The sequence below is a fragment of the Liquorilactobacillus uvarum DSM 19971 genome, assembly GCF_001434935.1.
GTDB classification, from domain to species: domain Bacteria; phylum Bacillota; class Bacilli; order Lactobacillales; family Lactobacillaceae; genus Liquorilactobacillus; species Liquorilactobacillus uvarum.
On record NZ_AZEG01000135.1, the window covers coordinates 1 to 272 of the forward strand.

The window sequence follows — 272 nt, forward strand, 5'->3', positions numbered from 1 at the left end:
CATAAGCGCGATAGTTTTCTTCCCAAATTTTTCGAATGATTTCTTTTAAATGACGGTTAACACAATCGTGTTGACTAGGTTGATAGTTCAACCAATGGTAATAGGTGCTGCGAGCTAATCTTAAAGTTGAAAGTATTAAGGATAGGCGGTGATGGGATAACTGAATCTTAACGAAAACAAGAGTTTTAACTCGCCCTAACGCTCTCCCAGTAACACGCCGCAGCTTTTAAAATCTCCAATTCCTCCTTGAGACGTTGGTTCTCTTTTTGTAA

1 pseudogene is annotated in these 272 nt (G+C 39.0%); it reads right to left on the bottom strand.

Features of this window, described 5'->3' with window-relative positions:
• A pseudogene (locus tag FD20_RS13950) lies at window positions 1-272 on the bottom strand (IS3-like element IS1163 family transposase); the annotation flags it as partial.